Origin of the sequence: Caballeronia grimmiae, from assembly GCF_000698555.1 — a bacterium.
Lineage (GTDB): Bacteria > Pseudomonadota > Gammaproteobacteria > Burkholderiales > Burkholderiaceae > Caballeronia > Caballeronia grimmiae.
In genome coordinates, this window is the sequence record NZ_JFHE01000122.1 from 1 (window position 1) to 1185 (window position 1185).

Below are 1185 nucleotides of genomic sequence, written 5' to 3' on the forward strand. Positions count from 1 at the left end.
TTACTCGATAATCTTAGCAACGACACCTGCGCCGACGGTACGGCCGCCTTCACGGATAGCGAAGCGCAGACCTTCTTCCATGGCGATCGGGGCGATCAGCTTGACCGTGATCGACACGTTGTCGCCCGGCATCACCATTTCCTTGTCCTTCGGCAGCTCGATCGAGCCCGTCACGTCCGTCGTACGGAAGTAGAACTGCGGACGGTAGTTGTTGAAGAACGGCGTGTGGCGGCCGCCTTCGTCCTTGCTCAGCACGTACACTTCTGCGGTGAAGTGCGTATGCGGGGTGATCGAACCCGGCTTGGCCAGCACCTGGCCACGCTCGACGTCCTCACGCTTCGTGCCGCGCAGCAGGATACCGACGTTGTCGCCTGCCTGACCTTGGTCGAGCAGCTTGCGGAACATTTCCACGCCCGTGCAAGTGGTCTTGACCGTCGGCTTGATACCGACGATTTCGATTTCCTCGCCGACCTTCACCACGCCGCGCTCGACGCGACCCGTCACCACCGTGCCGCGACCCGAGATCGAGAACACGTCTTCCACCGGCATCAGGAACGAACCGTCAACTGCGCGTTCCGGCGTCGGGATGTACGTGTCCAGCGCGTCGGCCAGGTTCATGATCGCCACTTCGCCCAGCTCGCCCGTGTCGCCTTCCAGCGCCAGCTTGGCCGAACCCTTGATGATCGGCGTGTCGTCGCCCGGGAAGTCGTACTTCGACAGAAGTTCGCGCACTTCCATTTCGACCAGCTCGAGCAGTTCGGCGTCGTCGACCATGTCGCACTTGTTCAGGAACACGATGATGTACGGCACACCGACCTGACGCGCCAGCAGGATGTGCTCACGCGTTTGCGGCATCGGGCCGTCAGCGGCCGAGCACACCAGGATTGCGCCGTCCATCTGCGCCGCGCCCGTGATCATGTTCTTCACGTAGTCAGCGTGGCCCGGGCAGTCGACGTGTGCGTAGTGGCGGTTAGCCGTTTCGTACTCGACGTGCGCGGTGTTGATGGTGATACCACGTGCCTTTTCTTCCGGCGCTGCATCGATCTGGTCGTATGCCTTCGCTTCGCCGCCGAACTTCTTGGTCAACACCGTCGTGATCGCTGCCGTCAGCGTGGTCTTGCCGTGGTCAACGTGACCGATCGTGCCCACGTTCACGTGCGGCTTGGTCCGCTCGAATTTACCTTT

General features: G+C 61.8%; 1 protein-coding gene. It reads right to left on the minus strand.

Annotation, left to right across the window (positions count from 1 at the left end):
- A partial coding sequence (gene tuf, locus BG57_RS30890; RefSeq protein ID WP_241482175.1) for an elongation factor Tu occupies positions 1 to 1185 on the minus strand: 1185 nt, incomplete at its 5' end.